The sequence below is a fragment of the Pseudomonas sp. GD03875 genome (genome assembly GCF_029840585.1).
In the GTDB taxonomy this organism is placed as follows: Bacteria; Pseudomonadota; Gammaproteobacteria; order Pseudomonadales; family Pseudomonadaceae; genus Aquipseudomonas; species Aquipseudomonas paralcaligenes.
The window spans coordinates 62,305-77,442 of the sequence record NZ_JAOCCV010000025.1 but is presented as its reverse complement, the minus strand read 5'-3'; the positions used below and the strand labels follow the sequence as shown (position 1 = coordinate 77,442).

Annotated in this window: 18 protein-coding genes; 5 read left to right on the top strand and 13 right to left on the bottom strand. The window is 69.0% G+C overall.

What is annotated here, in order from left to right:
* The first annotated feature begins 72 nt into the window (after window positions 1-72).
* Entirely contained in the window at window positions 73-885 is an 813-nt protein-coding gene (locus tag N5D30_RS19480; RefSeq protein WP_279910290.1) for a transglutaminase family protein, read from the top strand.
* 6 nt (window positions 886-891) lie between these two features.
* Here the strand turns inward: N5D30_RS19480 and N5D30_RS19475 are convergent, their stop codons facing one another.
* The 9 genes from N5D30_RS19475 to N5D30_RS19435 form a co-directional block, all read right to left on the bottom strand.
* The gene (locus N5D30_RS19475) at window positions 892-1,659 is read right to left on the bottom strand and encodes a crotonase/enoyl-CoA hydratase family protein (RefSeq protein ID WP_279910289.1); all 768 of its coding nucleotides are present in this window, start codon (window positions 1,657-1,659) and stop codon (window positions 892-894) included.
* Between the two features lie 239 nt (window positions 1,660-1,898).
* Window positions 1,899-2,810 carry an SDR family oxidoreductase gene (locus tag N5D30_RS19470; RefSeq protein WP_220812795.1) on the bottom strand — a complete coding sequence of 304 codons (912 nt, stop codon included), beginning with the start codon at window positions 2,808-2,810 and terminating at the stop codon, window positions 1,899-1,901.
* Window positions 2,811-2,924: 114 nt separating this feature from the next.
* A complete protein-coding gene (locus tag N5D30_RS19465; RefSeq protein WP_279910288.1) occupies window positions 2,925-3,383 on the bottom strand; it encodes a hypothetical protein in 459 nt (152 codons plus the stop codon).
* Window positions 3,384-3,458: 75 nt separating this feature from the next.
* Window positions 3,459-3,956 carry a hypothetical protein gene (locus N5D30_RS19460; RefSeq protein ID WP_279910286.1) on the bottom strand — a complete coding sequence of 166 codons (498 nt, stop codon included), beginning with the start codon at window positions 3,954-3,956 and terminating at the stop codon, window positions 3,459-3,461.
* 8 nt (window positions 3,957-3,964) lie between these two features.
* The gene (locus N5D30_RS19455; RefSeq protein WP_279910285.1) at window positions 3,965-4,495 is read right to left on the bottom strand and encodes a DUF1569 domain-containing protein; all 531 of its coding nucleotides are present in this window, start codon (window positions 4,493-4,495) and stop codon (window positions 3,965-3,967) included.
* Window positions 4,474-5,379 carry an alpha/beta hydrolase gene (locus N5D30_RS19450; RefSeq protein ID WP_279910284.1) on the bottom strand — a complete coding sequence of 302 codons (906 nt, stop codon included), beginning with the start codon at window positions 5,377-5,379 and terminating at the stop codon, window positions 4,474-4,476. The genes N5D30_RS19455 and N5D30_RS19450 overlap by 22 nt, the downstream gene beginning before the upstream one ends.
* A complete protein-coding gene (locus N5D30_RS19445) occupies window positions 5,376-6,152 on the bottom strand; it encodes a class II aldolase/adducin family protein (RefSeq protein ID WP_220812790.1) in 777 nt (258 codons plus the stop codon). Before N5D30_RS19445 ends, N5D30_RS19450 begins: the two co-directional genes overlap by 4 nt.
* A 96-nt stretch (window positions 6,153-6,248) precedes the next feature.
* Window positions 6,249-6,935, bottom strand: coding sequence for an LrgB family protein (locus N5D30_RS19440; protein ID WP_279910283.1), 687 nt, complete (start codon window positions 6,933-6,935; stop codon window positions 6,249-6,251).
* A complete protein-coding gene (locus N5D30_RS19435; RefSeq protein WP_279905068.1) occupies window positions 6,925-7,311 on the bottom strand; it encodes a CidA/LrgA family protein in 387 nt (128 codons plus the stop codon). Before N5D30_RS19435 ends, N5D30_RS19440 begins: the two co-directional genes overlap by 11 nt.
* A gap of 86 nt (window positions 7,312-7,397) precedes the next feature.
* Between N5D30_RS19435 and N5D30_RS19430 the strand changes: the two genes are divergently transcribed.
* Window positions 7,398-8,291, top strand: coding sequence for a LysR family transcriptional regulator (locus N5D30_RS19430; protein WP_279905067.1), 894 nt, complete (start codon window positions 7,398-7,400; stop codon window positions 8,289-8,291).
* Here the strand turns inward: N5D30_RS19430 and N5D30_RS19425 are convergent.
* Together N5D30_RS19425 and N5D30_RS19420 are read right to left on the bottom strand one after the other, a co-directional pair.
* The gene (locus N5D30_RS19425) at window positions 8,273-8,740 is read right to left on the bottom strand and encodes a cupin domain-containing protein (RefSeq protein ID WP_279910282.1); all 468 of its coding nucleotides are present in this window, start codon (window positions 8,738-8,740) and stop codon (window positions 8,273-8,275) included. The two genes, N5D30_RS19430 and N5D30_RS19425, sit on opposite strands and share 19 nt — an antisense overlap.
* A complete protein-coding gene (locus tag N5D30_RS19420) occupies window positions 8,740-9,189 on the bottom strand; it encodes a flavodoxin (protein ID WP_279910281.1) in 450 nt (149 codons plus the stop codon). Before N5D30_RS19420 ends, N5D30_RS19425 begins: the two co-directional genes overlap by 1 nt.
* A gap of 163 nt (window positions 9,190-9,352) precedes the next feature.
* Between N5D30_RS19420 and N5D30_RS19415 the strand changes: the two genes are divergently transcribed.
* From N5D30_RS19415 to ahpF, 3 genes are all read left to right on the top strand, one after another.
* On the top strand, window positions 9,353-9,961 hold the full coding sequence (locus N5D30_RS19415; RefSeq protein WP_279910280.1) for a PilZ domain-containing protein: 609 nt from the start codon (window positions 9,353-9,355) through the stop codon (window positions 9,959-9,961).
* A 162-nt stretch (window positions 9,962-10,123) separates the two neighbouring features.
* A complete protein-coding gene (gene ahpC / locus N5D30_RS19410) occupies window positions 10,124-10,687 on the top strand; it encodes an alkyl hydroperoxide reductase subunit C (protein ID WP_220812783.1) in 564 nt (187 codons plus the stop codon).
* Window positions 10,688-10,932: 245 nt separating this feature from the next.
* Window positions 10,933-12,486 (top strand): alkyl hydroperoxide reductase subunit F, encoded by a 1,554-nt coding sequence (gene ahpF, locus N5D30_RS19405; protein WP_279910279.1) that lies wholly within the window; start codon window positions 10,933-10,935, stop codon window positions 12,484-12,486.
* 136 nt (window positions 12,487-12,622) lie between these two features.
* On the opposite strand, the gene dgt is transcribed toward ahpF, so the two are convergent.
* Both dgt and N5D30_RS19395 read right to left on the bottom strand, forming a co-directional pair.
* On the bottom strand, window positions 12,623-14,077 hold the full coding sequence (gene dgt / locus N5D30_RS19400) for a dGTPase (protein ID WP_279910278.1): 1,455 nt from the start codon (window positions 14,075-14,077) through the stop codon (window positions 12,623-12,625).
* 54 nt (window positions 14,078-14,131) lie between these two features.
* Entirely contained in the window at window positions 14,132-15,016 is an 885-nt protein-coding gene (locus N5D30_RS19395) for an EamA family transporter (RefSeq protein ID WP_279910277.1), read from the bottom strand.
* Window positions 15,017-15,138: the final 122 nt, after the last annotated feature.

The window sequence follows — 15,138 nt, the reverse complement described above, 5'->3', positions numbered from 1 at the left end:
AGCGGAGCGACTGGACGAGCCGGTGCCGGGCGGTTAATAGTCTGGGCAACGCGTCTCGTCAGGGAGAACCGCATGACCGCTCGCCCCGCCTGGCTGACCTGCCTGGAGTCGGACCCGCCTGCGCTATTGCGGGCGGCACTGTGGATCGCCGCCGAACACGATGCCTCGCTGCAGCCGGAACAGGTACTGCGCGAATTCGCCAACCTGCGCCAGCAGGTGGCCGCCGGCCTGCCCAACCTGGCCGGCCCCGACCTGGCCCAGCCGCTGCTGCGGCGGCTCGGCGAACTGGACTTCCACGAGGACGACGACATTCCCCTGCGCCCGCGCGCCGCGCTGCTGCATCTGGTGCTGCAGCGTCACCGGGGCCAGCCGCTGTCGCTGGCGCTGATCGCCCTGGAACTGGCCCAGCGCCTGGACATTCCGCTGCAGGCGGTGAACTTTCCCGGCCACCTATTGCTGCGTGTGCCCGGCGCGGACCATCTGCTCGATCCCTGCAACGGGCGCCGCCTCTACACCCGCGACTGCCGCGAACTGCTGGTGCGCGTCGCCGGCCCCGGCGCCGAACTGGCCGCCAGCCACTTCCAGACCTGCGATGCCCGCGGTCTGATGCTGCGCCTGTCGCGCAACCTGTGCCACCTGCACGGGGCGGCGGACGACCATGTGGCGGCGCTCAAGGACGCCGAGCGCATCCTCCTGCTGGGGCCGGCGACCAGCGCCGACCACCTGCTGCGCGCCGCCATCTACCACGAACTGGAATGCCCCCAGGCAGAGCGCTTCGATCTGGAGCGGGCGTTACTGCTGTGCGACAACGAGCGCGACCGCCTGCGGCTGGCCCAGCGCATCGACGAACTGGGCCGCCAGGGCCGCACTCCGGCGCTGCATTAGCGCCTGTCAGAACTCGCCGTGGCGCCCCGCGCCGCCGGCGAAGCGGATGGCCCCGGCGCGAGTCTCGCCGCTCTCCACCACGGCCATGCCACCGCGGAACTCGGCGCGCAGGGCCTCGTCCAGCGGCAGGTTCCATTGAGTGTGGGCGCTGGCACGGTCGGCGAGCATGCAGCGCTGGGGAAAACCGGCGATCTCCAGCGCCAGCGCCTCGGCCACGGCCCGCGCCTGGCCCGGCGCCGTCACCCGGTTGACCAGTCCCATCTGCAGCGCCTCCTCGGCGTGTACCGGGCGGCCGGTGAGGATCAGGTCCAGCGCCCTGCCCTGGCCGACGATACGCGGCAGGCGAACCGTGCCGCCATCGATCAGCGGCACGCCGAAGCGGCGGCAGAACACGCCGAGCACCGCATCCTCGGCCATCACCCGCAGGTCCGCCAGCAGCGCCAGCTCCAAGCCGCCTGCCACGGCGTGGCCCTCGATGGCGGCAATCAGCGGCTTGCCGAGCTGCATGCGGCTCGGCCCCATCGGGCCGTCGCCGTCTTCCTCCAGGCGGTTGCCGCGCTCGCCACCCTCGGCCACCGCTCCCAGGTCGGCGCCCGCGCAGAAGGTGCCGCCGGCCCCGGTGAGCACCGCCACCCTCGCCTCGTCGTCCGCCTCGAAGGCGCGCAGGGCGTCAGCCAGGGCCTCGGCGGTGGGTCGGTCGACGGCGCTGCGCACTTGCGGCCGGTCAATGATCAGGATGGTGACGGCGGCGTTCTTCTCGACCAGCACAGCCATGACGGGGCACTCCGTTCGTTTTTCGGGACGGGGCATGGGGTCAGACCATGCCCCGGTGTAGGGTGCGCCATGCGCACCAGGGGCTCTGTACGGCTGCTGGTGCGCATGGCGCACCCTACTACGCGACAGCTCACAGGGACCTGGCCATGAAAAAGGCCGGCATCGCTGCCGGCCTTCAACTTAGCGTCCCGTCGTGGAGAAAACAGCCCGCTGGCCGATTCCCCCGCCAGGCTGGCGGATCAGCCCGCGTGCTTCTGCAGGTTGGCCATCATCTCGCGCAGCGCCGTGACGTTGTCGTCCGGGTGCACGGCGCCCTCGAAGTCGCCGATCTGCTTCCAGCTGGAGGCGACGTCCTCCGGGCTGAAACCGGTCCTGGGATCGAAACCGGCACCCAGGCTGCGCTCCCAGCGCACCTTGCCGACCCAGCCGCCGCCCACTTCGTACAGGCCGCCGGTGTCCTTGCACTGGTCGCTGCCCAGGTACACCACCAGCGGGCTCACCAGTTCCGGCTTGAGCTGGTCGAACACCTGCGGCGGGATCAGGCCCTCGGTCATGCGGGTGCCGCCCGTGGGGGCGATGGCGTTGACCAGCACGTTGTTCTTGCGACCCTCGATGGCCAGGGTGCGGGTCAGGCCGTACAGGCCGAGCTTGGCCATGCCGTAGTTGGCCTGACCGAAGTTGCCATAGATGCCGGAGGTCGAGGCGGTGAAGATGATGCGGCCGTACTGCTGCTCGCGCAGGTGTTCCCAGGCGGCGCGGGTGACCTTGTAGGCGCCCTCGACGTGGACCTTGTAGACCAGGTCCCAGTCGGCGTCGTCCATCTTGTGGAACGACTTGTCGCGCAGGATGCCGGCGTTGTTCACCACCACGTCGACGCGGCCGAAGCTGTCCAGCGCGCACTGCACGATCTTGTCGCCATCGGTCACCGAGTCATGGTTCGCCACCGCGGTGCCGCCGGCCGCCTGGATCTCCGCGACCACCTTGTCCGCCGCCGAGGCGTTGGCGCCTTCGCCATGGGTGCTGCCACCCAGGTCGTTCACCACCACCCTGGCGCCATGCTTGGCGAACAGCAGGGCGTGCGCACGGCCCAGGCCGCCGCCGGCGCCTGTGACAATCACCACTTGATCCTGGAAACGGATGGGGTCGCTCATGAGGGCTCCTAGTTTGCATTCGGGTGAAAACCCCGAGTGTCAGGCAGGTGCCGCGCCCTCCACAAGGCGCGCGGCCTGCCTGAATGACGCCCGATAATGCGACCTTATGCCGGGTTACGGCGCAGCGCCGGCACCCGATCCGGCGCCACTGCCGCTGCTGGAAGAGCCGCTGCCGCTGGTCCCGGCGCCATTGCTACCGCCGCTGGTGCCGGCACCGTTGCCGCTGCCGACGCCGCTGCCATTGCCGACCCCATTGCCCGCGCCATTGCCGGTACCGCCCGGCGCGGTGTTGCCGCCATTGCTGCCCGGGGCATTGGTGCCGTTGCCCATCCCGTTGTCGTTACCCATGCCGCTGTCGGTGCCCATGCCATCGTCGGTCGGCGCTCCCGGCGTGTAGGTGCCGGTGTCGCTGTCGGTGCCGTTGGGCGACGTGTCGGCGGGCACCTCCGGCGGCGTGGGCGAGGTCGGCCCGGGCACGGTCGGGCCGGTGGAGTCGGTTTCAGCCAGGGCAGGTACGGCAAGGCCGGTCAGCAGTGCGCTGAGGAACAGCGCGGAGAGGGGTTTCTTGTTCATGTGCTCACCTCGGGAAAATGGATGTCCTACGAAGCAACCGAGTGAGCGGTGTCGCGAGAGGTTCGAACAACCGGATCAGCGGCAATCCTGCCGGATATCGGCGACAACGCCAGCGAAACGGTAGACAACGTTCCGATCGGGTGCGCCGCCGATCATGATCAGGAACATGCCGAAGCGGCTTTCGTGCAGGTCGACCCGCAGCGCCTCGCCCTCCGGCTGCAGCTTCAGTTCGCGGCGGATGCGACCCCAGGCCAGCGGCGGGATGCCGTCGAAGCTGCTGGTTTGCAGGTGCAGCTCGTCTTCCTGCCAGGCGGCATCGTCGAGTGTCTCCTTCTGCTGGCATATCCCGTCGCGGTAGAGGGATGCCTCCGGCGCATGCCCGTCGAGCTGGCGAAGATGGACCCGCGCTCCCGCCTGCGCCGGCTCGCCGGTCAGCAGCGTCCACAGGGCCTGCGGTTCGTCGCCTTCGCTGCGGTCGAGATACCAGCCGTCGAAGGTACGCCCCGGTTCCACCGGCGCGCTGGCGCAGCCGGCCAGCGCGAGCGCGGCGAACAGCAGCGAAGGGATGCGCATCGACCGTGTCAGGCCGGGCGGATGAGGCTGAGGTGGTTGTACAGGTGCATCACGTGGGCCTGGGCGTATTCCTCGTGGTCGAGCGCGCCGTAGGCGAAGTGCGGCTGCAACTCGCCCTCATGGCTGGCGAAGCGCTCGAAGGCCAGTTGCAGGCGCAGCAGCGCGGCCTCCTGGCTGGCCGGCTCGGCCAGCGGCGCGGCGCCGGGGATGGCCTCGGTCAGCGGGTGGCGCATGGCGCCGCGGGCGCTGAACACGGCGAAGGCGGCCGGTCCGACACTGTGGCGGAACCAGCCCGGCTTCAGCTGCGGGTAGCCATCCAGGGAATACTCGATGCTCTGGGCGCAGTGGTTGAAGACCTCGGTCGGCGTCCAGCCCTGGACGCTGACCAGCGCGTGGCCCTTCAGCCCCTCCAGCACCTGGCGCGCGCCGTCCAGGCTCAGCGCCGCCGGCGCCGCGCCGGTGGGCAGCGCCCAGAAGCCGGCGCCCAGCGCCACGACGCCGCCCACCGCGGCGCCTTTCAACAGGGTTCGTCTTTGCATGCAATGGCCTCCAGGCGCTCACGGAACTCCAGGTAATGGACGAGCACCTCTGCGGGTGCCTCGGTCTGCGGATAGTGGCCGATGGTTGGCAGCAAAACCGTGTCCGGGTTGGCGATCAGCTCGCGATAGCGCGCCACCATGTGCGCACCGGAGATCGGGTCGAGGGCGCCGTCGATCACCCGCATCGGCAGCACCGTGTCCTGCATCGCCGCAACCCAGCGCGTCCGGTTGACGCGCCGGTCGGGGATGTAGCGGATCAGCCGGTGCATCACCCTCGGCCCCTGGTTGTGCATGATCAGCTCCCAGAAGGCGTCCAGCTCCGCCTCGCTGGGCGGCGTGTCCGGGCCGAACACCTTGTGCAGGTTGGCCTTCAGCTTGCCGCGCGAGAACAGCCGGCCGAGCAGCGGGCCGACCGGGCTGAGCAGCAGCTTCTGCATCAGCACCGGGTGGTGGGTCTCGGGGAACAGGCCGCCGTTGAGGAACACGCAGCTGGCCAGGCGGATGCGCCCTTCCTGGTGGCGGGCGACCAGCTCCTGGGCCACGCTGTCACCGTAGTCGTGGGCCAGCACGTGCACCGGCGCCTCGACGTTCAGGTGCGCCAGCAGCGCCTGCTGCAGGTCAGCCTGCTCCAGCAGGCTGTAGACATGACCACGCGGCTTGGCCGAGTAGCCGAAGCCCAGCATGTCGCAGGCGATCACCCGGTATTTCGCCGCCAGCGGCCGCCACAGGTAGTGCCAGTCCCAGCTCGCCGTGGGGAAGCCATGGATCAGCAGCAGCGGCTCGCCCTCGCCCGCCGTCCAGTAGCGGATGGCGTGGCCCTTGAAGCTGAAGCCGCGCCCCTGCGCCCGCCATTCGTCCAGGGCGATGCCCGGCAAAGCCGTCACTGGTCGTAGCCCGGCATCTGCGCGTCGAGCTTGCGCAGCAACGCCGGCCAGGGCAGCGAGCCGCCCATGCCCTGCGGGCTCTTCATCACCCCGGCGATCATCGCCCGGGCGCCGTCGAGAACCTGCTGCGGGATGTGGATCAGTTCGCCACCGCCGCTCTGCGCCATCACCTGGATCTCGCAGGCGCGCTGCAGGGTGAACATACCGAGGAAGGCATCGGCGATGGTGCCGAAGGCGGTGAGCAGGCCGTGGTTGGGCAGGATCATGAAGTTCTTGTCGCCCAGGTCCGCCTGCAGGCGCGACTTCTCGTCATGGTTCAGGGCGACGCCCTCGTAGCCGTGGTAGGCCAGGCTGGCGAGCACGAACAGCGACTGCTGCGACAGCGGCAGCAGCCCCTGCTTCTGCGCCGACACGGCGATGCCGGCCGGGGTATGGATGTGCAGCACGCAGCCCGCGTCGTGGCGCGCCTCGTGCACGGCGCTGTGGATGGTGTAGCCGGCCGGGTTGATGTCGAACGGGCCGTCCATCAGCTTCTTGCCGGCCAGGTCGATCTTCACCAGGCTGGACGCGGTGATCTCGTGGAACATCAGCCCGTAGGGGTTGATGAGGAAGTCCTCGGTGCCCGGCACCTTGGCCGAGATGTGGGTGAAGATCAGGTCGTCCCAGCCGTACAGGGCGATCAACCGGTAGCAGGCGGCGAGGTCCACGCGGGTCCGCCATTCGGCCTCGGACACTTGGTTCTTCACGTTGGGGAGATTGAGCGGTGCGTTCACGGTAGATCACCTCGGCGTTTTTGTTGTGCCGAGCAGTCTAGCGAGCGGTTGCCGGGCTACCAGTCGCCTTGCAGGCCAGCGCACTGGCCTTGCGGGTCACAACAGGGCCGGCAGCAGCGGCGCGGCGAACAGGTTGAGCAGCCCCATCAGGACCATCACCAGGCCCGCCACGGTGCCCTCCTCGCGGCCCACCTCCTGGGCCCGCGCCACGCCGGCGCCGTGGGCGCCGACGCCGAACAGCGCGCCCCGGGCCAGCGCCGTGCGCAGCGGCAGCAATTTCAGCAGCAGGCCACCGAGCAGCGCGCCGAAGGTGCCGGTGAGCATGACGAAGATCGCCGCCAGCTCCGGCACGCCACCCAGGCGCTGGGCCACCGGCATGGCGAAGGGCGTGGTGATCGAACGCGGTACCAGCGAGCGGCTCACCTCGCCGTCCAGGGCCAGGGCGTTGGCCAGCCACCAGGAACTGGCGATAGCCACCGCGCTGCCGGTCAGCATGCCCAGCAGCAACGCCGGCCAGTGCCGGGCCAGCAACGCACGCTGCTGCCAGATGGGCACGGCGAAGGCCACGGTGGCCGGGCCGAGCAGCGCCATCAGCAGGTGGGTGTAGCCGGAATACTCGGCGTAATCGGTGTGCAGCGGCACGGCCACCGCCAGCAGCACGGCCGGCACCAGCAGCAGCGGCGACAGCAGGTAGCGCCCGCTGCGCCGGTAGGCCCAGCGGCTCAGCAGGTAGGCGGCCAGGGTCAGGCCCAGCCAGAACAGCGGCATCGGCTCAAGCCTCATGGCGCGTCCTCCAGCGGCACACCAGCTCCACGGTCAGCGCCGTGGCCAGCATCACCAGCAGGGTGCTGCAACCGATCACCAGCAGGATGCGCCAGCCCTCCTCGCGCAGCAGCGCGCCGTAGTCGAGCAGGCTCATCAGCGCCGGGATGAAGAACAGCAGCATCTCCGCCATCAGCAGCCCGGCGCCGAGCTGCAGCGCGGCCGGCTCCACCCGGCCGCTGGCGAAGGCCGCCAGCAGCAGGCCCAAGCCAATCACCCCGCCGGGAATCGGCCAGCCCAGCCAGGCGGCCAGCTGGCAGCCGGCCAGGTACAACCCCAGCAGCGCCGCCAGCTCGGCGCCCAGGCGAAACAGATGACGAACACGCGCGCGATCCACGATGACAACCCTCTTGCACTGGCAAGCAGGTTAAGCGCCGGCCTATCATCCCAAAAGCGAATTATCCGACTGAAAGGCATTCCAGAATGGAATTCAAACAGCTGCGCGCCTTCGCCGAAGTGGTACGCCAGGGCGGCTTCACCCAGGCCGCCGCCGTGCTCCACGCCAGCCAGTCGGCGATCAGCAAGCAGGTGGCGCAGCTGGAGCAGCGCCTCGGCGTACGCCTGCTCGAACGCAGCGGCCCGCACCTGCGCCTGACCGATGCCGGCCGCGTGGTGCAGCGCCGCGCCGAGGATTTCCTGCGCCTGCGCCAGGAGCTGCAGCGGGAACTCGACGACCTCGGCCAGCTCGCCCGCGGCGAACTGCGCCTGGGCCTGCCCATGCTCGGCAGCGACGCGCTGTTCGCCGGCCTGTTCGCCGAATACCGGCGGCGCTACCCGAACATCGCGGTGCACCTGCAGGAAGGTGGCAGCAAGCTGGTCGAGCAACTGGTGCTGAGTGGCGAACTGGAGCTGGGCGCCGGCCTGCAGCCGGACGACCCCGCCTTCGACAGCCAGCCGTTCTGCAACGAACCGCTGGACGTCCTGCTGCCGGCCGCCCATCCGCTGTCGGGCGCCGACGGGGTGAGCCTGGCGCAGCTCGCCGACACGCCCTTCCTGCTCTACCAGCAGAGCTTCACCCTCAACGACCGCCTCCTGCGCGCCTGCCAGGAGGCCGGCTTCACCCCGATCGAGGGCGGGCGCAGCGGCCAGGCCGACTTCCTTGGCGCGCTGGTCGCCGCCGGTCAGGGCGTGGTGCTGCTGCCGCGGATCGTGGCGCGCGAACTGGAACGGCCGGGGGTGGTGCGCCTGGCCCTGGACGAACCGGACCTGCGCTGGGACATCGCCTTCATCTGGCGGCGCGGCGCCTACCTGTCGCGGGCGGCGCAGGCGTGGCTCGACCTGATCGGCGAGAGCGCCGCTCAGAGCAGCTCGGGGTAGTCCGCCGCCAGGCGTGGCCAGGCGGCCAGCGCGGCCGGATCGTCGGCCAGCAGGCGGAAATCCTCGAAGCGGAATTCCGGCGCCACGGTGCAGCCGACCAGAGTGAAGTGGCCCAGGCTGCGCGCCGCCTGCCAGGCGCAGGCCGGCACCACGCGCTGGGGCAGTTGCCCGGCGGCGACCGGGCCGAGGCATTCGCGGCGCACCGCCGCAGGCGTCTCGCCGATCAGCAGCTCCAGTGGTGCGCCCTCGTGGAAGTGCCACAGTTCGTCCGCGTCGATCCGGTGCCAGCGGCTGGCCACCCCGCCCGGCAGGAGGAACAGGATCGCGCTGGAGGCGGCGCGGCCCTCGGCGTCGCGGCGGCCAGCGGTGAACAGGCGGCGGTAGTAGCCTCCCTCGGGATGGGGCGCCAGCTGCAGCTCGCGGATCAGTTCGGCGGCGCGCGGGTGCATCAGGCTTTAAGCGCCGCGGCCAGTTCGGCCAGCCAGGGCATGGCGTCCTCGTCCGGGGTGACACTCTCGCTGGCGTCCAGGCGCAGCATCGGCAGCACCTCGCGCACGCCCAGCTCCAGCAGCAGCTCGCGCATCTGCTCGCCGCCGCCGCAGAACACGTCATAGCTGGAGTCGCCCAGGGCGATCACCGCGCCGGGCAGGCCGCTCCAGGCCGGGAAACGGTCGCGAATGGCGTAGTAGAGGTTCTGGATATTGCCGGGCAGCTCGCCCATGCCGGTGGTGGAAGTGATCACCAGCAGCGCCTCGGGGGCGAAGGCCAGCACTTCGTCGAGGGCCACGCCGGGCTTGTGCCAGGCTTCGCAACCGGTGCCCTCCAGCACCTGGACGGCGCGGCGTGCAACTTCTTCGGCGGCTCCGTAGACCGAGCCGGACAGGATGGCGACTTTCATGCAGCACTCCGCGAGAGTTCGAAAAAACGCCGCGCATTATGCCGCATGTCGCCCTCGGGGGAACTCGCCGCCGGTGCGGTCGTCACACTTGGGTGATCGCCCGTGCGCGTGACGCACTTCACGTTTTGTGATCACCCGAAGTCGCCCGCGGAGGGCCGCCCCGATGTCCGACCACCCCACCCTCTCCAGCGAAGAACTGGACTTCATCCGAGAGGTCTTCCACAGCCAGTTCATCGGCAAGCCGCTGCCCATTCCCGCCTTCAAGGTGGATGGCGGGCCGCTGGCCAACGCCCTGCTGGCGCGCCTCGGCGTCCACGCCAGGCTGAGCCTGGAAGCGCGGATGGACGATTGCAGCATGACCTTCCCGCTACAGATGGTGGAGGACGAGCTGCACGGCCTGCAGCTGGAAATGGGCGCGCCCAGCATCTACGAGGACGGCGAGGTGCGCCGCCCCTGGCGCCTGGAGCTGGACGAGCCGCTGGCGCTGCGCGACGGCAGCGGCGAAGAGAGCGACCTGCTGGTGTACGAACTGGCCCCCGGCAGCCTGGTGCTCGGCACCCCGCTACGCCAGCCGCCGGAGCAGTTCAACCTGTGGCTGTGCCTGCCCGGCGGCGAGAGCATGCCGGTGCAGGGCCGGCGCATCCGCCGCATCGGCCGGCATCGCGCGGCCTACGGCCTGACCCTGCAGCACGGCGAGCACGCCGAGCGCATCCGCCAGTTCATCTTCGAGCAGTACCGCCGGCGCCATCCGCAGCTGCAAGTCGCCAGCTGAAGACCCGTCGCCTATCATGCGGCGACCCGGTCGGGCTGCGCCGTCATAGGCCATGGCAATCGATTCAATGACCGCAATCAATTAAGCAATCTGGACCAATGCGGCTAATATGCCCACCGTCAACTTTCCAAACCCACTTCCAAACCCACCAGGAGTTATTCAATGTCCCTGATCAACACCCAGGTTCAGCCGTTCAAGGCCAACGCTTTCCACAACGGCGAGTTCATCGAGGTCACCGAGCAGAGCCTGAAAGGCAAGTGGTCGGTTCTGATCTTCATGCCCGCGGCCTTCACCTTCAACTGCCCGACCGAGATCGAGGACGCCGCCAACAACTACGCCGATTTCCAGAAGGCCGGCGCCGAAGTGTACATCGTCACCACCGACACCCACTTCTCCCACAAGGTCTGGCACGAAACCTCCCCGGCCGTTGGCAAGGCCCAGTTCCCGCTGGTCGGCGACCCCACTCACCAGCTGACCAACGCCTTCGGCGTACACATCGCCGACGAAGGCCTGGCCCTGCGCGGTACCTTCATCATCAACCCGGAAGGCGTGATCAAGACTCTGGAAATCCACTCCAACGAGATCGCCCGTGACGTTTCCGAGACCCTGCGCAAGCTGAAAGCCGCCCAGTACACCGCCGCTCATCCGGGCGAAGTCTGCCCGGCCAAGTGGAAAGAAGGCGAGAAGACCCTGGCTCCTTCTCTGGACCTGGTCGGCAAGATCTAAAAAATGGGCGTAGCGCTGCTGCGCTAGGCATTGCTGCGTTGAAATCAGGCTCGGGCTGCTCATTTACAGCTCGTAAACTGTGCGCCCTCGCCTGATTTCGCCTTGCACTGCCGTCGCTCGCGACGCTCTACATCCCATTTTTCGCCTCAAGAAGTCCCACAGGACTTCTCAAAGGTGCCCGAACGCCCGGGCGCGATCCGCCCGGGCGTTTGTTTGTCCGAAATTCGCACTGAAGGAACTCCGTCATGTTGGACGCCACTCTGAAAACCCAGTTGCAGGCCTACCTCGAGAAGGTCACCCAGCCGTTCGAGATCGTCGCGTCCCTTGATGACAGCGCGAAATCCCAGGAGCTGCTCGGACTGCTCAACGACATCGTCGGCCTGACCGACAAGATCACCCTCAAGACCGACGGCAACGACGCCCGCCGTCCGTCCTTCGCCCTGGACCGTCCGGGCGCGGATATCGGCATCACCTTCGCCGGCATCCCCATGGGCCACGAGTTCACCTCGCTGGTGCTGGCCCTGCTGCAGGTCGGTGGCCATCCGTCCAAGCTGGACGCCGAGACCATTGCGCAGGTCCAGGCCATCGAAGGCCGTTTCGAGTTCGAGACCTACTTCTCGCTGTCCTGCCAGAACTGCCCGGACGTGGTCCAGGCGCTGAACCTGATGGCCGTGCTCAACCCCAACATCCGCAACGTGTCGATCGACGGCGCGCTGTTCCAGGAAGAAGTCGAGCGCCGCCAGGTCATGGCCGTGCCGAGCGTCTACCTGAACGGCGAGGTATTCGCCTCCGGCCGCATGGAAGTGAAGGAAATCCTCGCCAAAATCGACACCGGCGCCGCCAGCCGCGACGCCGAGAAGATGAGCGCCAAGGAAGCCTTCGACGTGCTGGTGGTCGGCGGTGGCCCGGCCGGCGCCGCGGCGGCCGTGTACGCCGCGCGCAAGGGCATCCGCACCGGCGTTGCCGCCGAGCGCTTCGGCGGCCAAGTGCTGGACACCATGGCCATCGAGAACTTCATCTCGGTGAAGGAGACCGAAGGCCCGAAACTGGCCCGCGCCCTGGAAGAGCACGTCCGCGAGTACGAGGTCGACATCATGAACCTGCAGCGCGCCAGCCAACTGGTGCCGGCCACCGAGGGCGGCCTGCACGAGGTGCGCTTCGAGAACGGCGGCAGCCTCAAGGCCAAGACCGTGATCCTCTCCACCGGCGCCCGCTGGCGCGAGATGGGCGTGCCCGGCGAGCAGGAATACAAGGCCAAGGGCGTGTGCTTCTGCCCGCACTGCGACGGCCCGCTGTTCAAGGGCAAGCGCGTGGCGGTGATCGGCGGCGGCAACTCCGGCGTCGAGGCGGCCATCGACCTGGCCGGCATCGTCGCCCATGTGACCCTGCTGGAGTTCGCCGACACCCTGCGCGCCGACGCCGTGCTGCAGAACAAGCTGTACAGCCTGCCGAACGTCACCGTGATCAAGAGCGCGCAGACCACCGAGGTCAAGGGCGACGGCCAGAAGGTCACCGGCCTGGTCTACAAGGACCGCGCCACCGAGCAGGTCCACGAAGTGGCGCTGGAAGGCATCTTCGTGCAGATCGGCCTGCTGCCCAACAGCGAGTGGCTGAAAGGCACCCTGGAGCTGTCGCGCTTCGGCGAGATCGTGGTCGATGCCAAGGGCCAGACCAGCATCCCCGGCGTGTTCGCCGCCGGCGATGTGACCACCGTGCCGTACAAGCAGATCGTCATCGCCCTGGGCGAAGGCTCGAAGGCCTCGCTGTCCGCCTTCGACTACCTGATCCGCCACAGCTGATCGACGCGGCAACGAAAAAGCCGGGCTCGTGAGAGACCCGGCTTTTTCATGTCCGGCGCTTTACCCTTCGCTACACCGTAGGGTGCGCCGTGCGCACCACAGGCAAACTGGCTGCTCGCGGTGCGCGCGGCGCACCCTACTGGGCGGTCAGCACCCGGTGCTCGTCCTCGGCCAGTTGGTCGGTCAGGCCGCTGACGAAGTCCAGCAGCAAACGCGCGCGATGGTAGAACTCCCACAGCGCGGCGTCCCCACCCTCGTGCCCGGCCACCGCCACCCGGTACGCGGCCAGCAGGTGGGTGGGCAGGCGCCGCGCCAGCATGCGCAGGTCGGCGCGGCCCTTGCCGTCCAGCACAGCGGTGAAATCCTCGCCGCTCAGGCCGAGCAGCGTACCGTAGCCGTCCAGCAATCCCTGCAGGATGCGCAGGCCGCGCAGGTGCAGGGTCTCCACCTCGCGGTGGCAGTACACATGCCGGGCGCCCACGGTCTTGAAGGTCTGCACCACCGCGCAGGCCGGGCTGTCGTCCTCCAGCAGGGCGCGGTCGAGGGTGCCGGTATGCACCGCCTCGATGTGCTCGACGAACTGGGCGGCGGCATGCCGTACCAGCGGGTGGATCAGGTTGACGCGCAGGCGGATGAAGAACTTGCCGACCTTGTCCACCGGCTCGCTCTCGGCGGCCTCGCGGGCGTCGTCAAGCAGCGCCGCGAAGCTGCGCCCCTGTTCGTCGATCACGCAGTCCAGCGGCCTGGACTCGGCGAAGGTCTCGCGCAGCAGCTCGTCCAACCGTTTCAGGTCGAGCATCCGCTTGACCACCGCGTCCTCCAAGTCGGCCAGGCAGTAGGAGATGTCGTCCGCCGCCTCCATCACGTAGACCAGCGGATGGCGCGTGCCGGGCGCCATGCCCAGCGCCTGCCACAGCTCGGCGACGAAGCCCTCCTCGCTCAGGTAGTAGCCGGGCTTCTTGGCCAGGTAGGAACCGGCCGGGCGCGGCTGGTAGGCCGCGCGCACGTACTTGAGCATGCAGGCGGTCTGGCTGTAGGTCAGGTTCATGTCGTGCAGGCGGTGCACCAGGCGGATGGCCTGGGCGTTGCCCTCGAAGGCGGCGAGGTCGGCCAGCATGCGCCAGCGCAGCTCGGCGTCGCCCTCCGGCACCGCCCTGGCGAACAGCCCGTCGAGGTGGCGCGCGCACCAGTCGCCGATGGCGAACTCGCCGAAGTGGCCGAACGGCGGGTTGCCGATGTCGTGGGTCAGGCAGGCCATTTCCACCAGGGTTTCCAGCTCCCGCTCCAGGCCGCCCAGGCCATAGTCGGCGGCGCGCGGGCCGAGCTTCTGGAACAGCGTGCGGACGATGTGCCGGCCGACCTGCTGCACTTCCAGCGAATGGGTCAGGCGGCTGCGCACCGCGGCGTTGCGCTCCAGCGGGAACACCTGGGTCTTCTGCTGCAGGCGGCGCACCGCCGCCGAGTTGACAATACGCCCGCGGTCGCTCTCCAGCCGCTCGCCCAGCTCGAACTGCCAGCCCGCGTCGCCGGGCCGGGGCACCGCGCCCTTCTCACGGGCACGGCACAGGGAAATCTTCGCCTTGAAATCCAACGCCTTCGCTCCTCGCCGATTGGCCAGCAGACTACCGCGTCGGCGAGCGCCTCGCTAGGCGGCCTGGGCGCCCTGCAGGCGCTGCCAGAGCCGGCCGCCGAACACGTTGACCAGCAGACCGAGCATCACCAGCCCCGCACCCACCCACTGCAGGGTGCTGAGCCGCTCGCCCAGCAGCCAGGCCGATGAACTCAGGCCCACCACCGGCACCAGCAGCGAGAATGGCGCCACTTGCCCTGCCGGGTAGCGCGACAGCAGGCGGCTCCACAGGCCGTAGCCGAGCAGCGTGGCGACCAGCGCCAGGTACAGCAGGGCGAGGATCGAGCTGGTGCCGATATTGAGCAGGGCCTGCTCGATGCGCTGCGGCCCTTCCAGCCACAGCGACAGGAGGAAGAACGGCACCGGCGGGATCAGGCTGCCCCAGATCACCAGGCCCATCAGGTTGATCTTGCCGAACTTGCGGGTGAGCACATTGCCCATCGCCCACATGGAGGCGGCGACCAGGGTCAGCACGATGCCCAGCAGCGAGGTGGAATGACCGGTCTGCAGGCCGATCAGCAGCAGCCCGCCGCCGGCGATCAGCAGGCCCAGCACGCTGGCGCCGCGCATCCGCTCGCCGAGGAACAGGGCGGCGAAGGCCAGGGTGAAGAACGCCTGCGACTGCAGCACCAGCGAGGCCAGCCCGGCCGGCATGCCGTTGGCCATGGCCTCGAAGAGGAACACGAACTGGCCCAGGGAGATGGTCGCGCCGTAGGCGATCAGCCAGCGCCAGGGCAGGTCCGGACGGCGCACCAAGAACACCGGCAGCGCCGCCAGGACGAAGCGCAGGGCGCCGAGCAGCATCGGCGGCAGGCCGTCGAGGCCGACGCGGATCACCACGAAGTTGAGGCCCCAGGCGACGATCACCACCAGCGCCAGCAGCAGGTCCTTGGGCGACATCGGAGCACTCCGCGACAACAGGGAAACGGCGATTAAAGCGCGCCGCGCCCGCGCCACGGGCATACAGCTGGCGACGACTGTGGCCGTACAGTGCGCCAGTCGGGTTATCCTGCGCGCATCTT

Coding starts and splice junctions, on each gene's coding strand:
- N5D30_RS19430 (WP_279905067.1), top strand. CDS start 7,398: ATGGAATTCAAACAGCTGCGCGCCTTCGCCGAAGTGGTACGCCAGGGC.
- ahpC (WP_220812783.1), top strand. CDS start 10,124: ATGTCCCTGATCAACACCCAGGTTCAGCCGTTCAAGGCCAACGCTTTC.
- N5D30_RS19470 (WP_220812795.1), bottom strand. CDS start 2,810: ATGAGCGACCCCATCCGTTTCCAGGATCAAGTGGTGATTGTCACAGGC.
- N5D30_RS19415 (WP_279910280.1), top strand. CDS start 9,353: ATGTCCGACCACCCCACCCTCTCCAGCGAAGAACTGGACTTCATCCGA.
- ahpF (WP_279910279.1), top strand. CDS start 10,933: ATGTTGGACGCCACTCTGAAAACCCAGTTGCAGGCCTACCTCGAGAAG.
- N5D30_RS19465 (WP_279910288.1), bottom strand. CDS start 3,383: ATGAACAAGAAACCCCTCTCCGCGCTGTTCCTCAGCGCACTGCTGACC.
- N5D30_RS19420 (WP_279910281.1), bottom strand. CDS start 9,189: ATGAAAGTCGCCATCCTGTCCGGCTCGGTCTACGGAGCCGCCGAAGAA.
- N5D30_RS19440 (WP_279910283.1), bottom strand. CDS start 6,935: ATGAGGCTTGAGCCGATGCCGCTGTTCTGGCTGGGCCTGACCCTGGCC.
- N5D30_RS19460 (WP_279910286.1), bottom strand. CDS start 3,956: ATGCGCATCCCTTCGCTGCTGTTCGCCGCGCTCGCGCTGGCCGGCTGC.
- N5D30_RS19475 (WP_279910289.1), bottom strand. CDS start 1,659: ATGGCTGTGCTGGTCGAGAAGAACGCCGCCGTCACCATCCTGATCATT.
- N5D30_RS19480 (WP_279910290.1), top strand. CDS start 73: ATGACCGCTCGCCCCGCCTGGCTGACCTGCCTGGAGTCGGACCCGCCT.
- N5D30_RS19455 (WP_279910285.1), bottom strand. CDS start 4,495: ATGCAAAGACGAACCCTGTTGAAAGGCGCCGCGGTGGGCGGCGTCGTG.
- N5D30_RS19395 (WP_279910277.1), bottom strand. CDS start 15,016: ATGTCGCCCAAGGACCTGCTGCTGGCGCTGGTGGTGATCGTCGCCTGG.
- N5D30_RS19425 (WP_279910282.1), bottom strand. CDS start 8,740: ATGCACCCGCGCGCCGCCGAACTGATCCGCGAGCTGCAGCTGGCGCCC.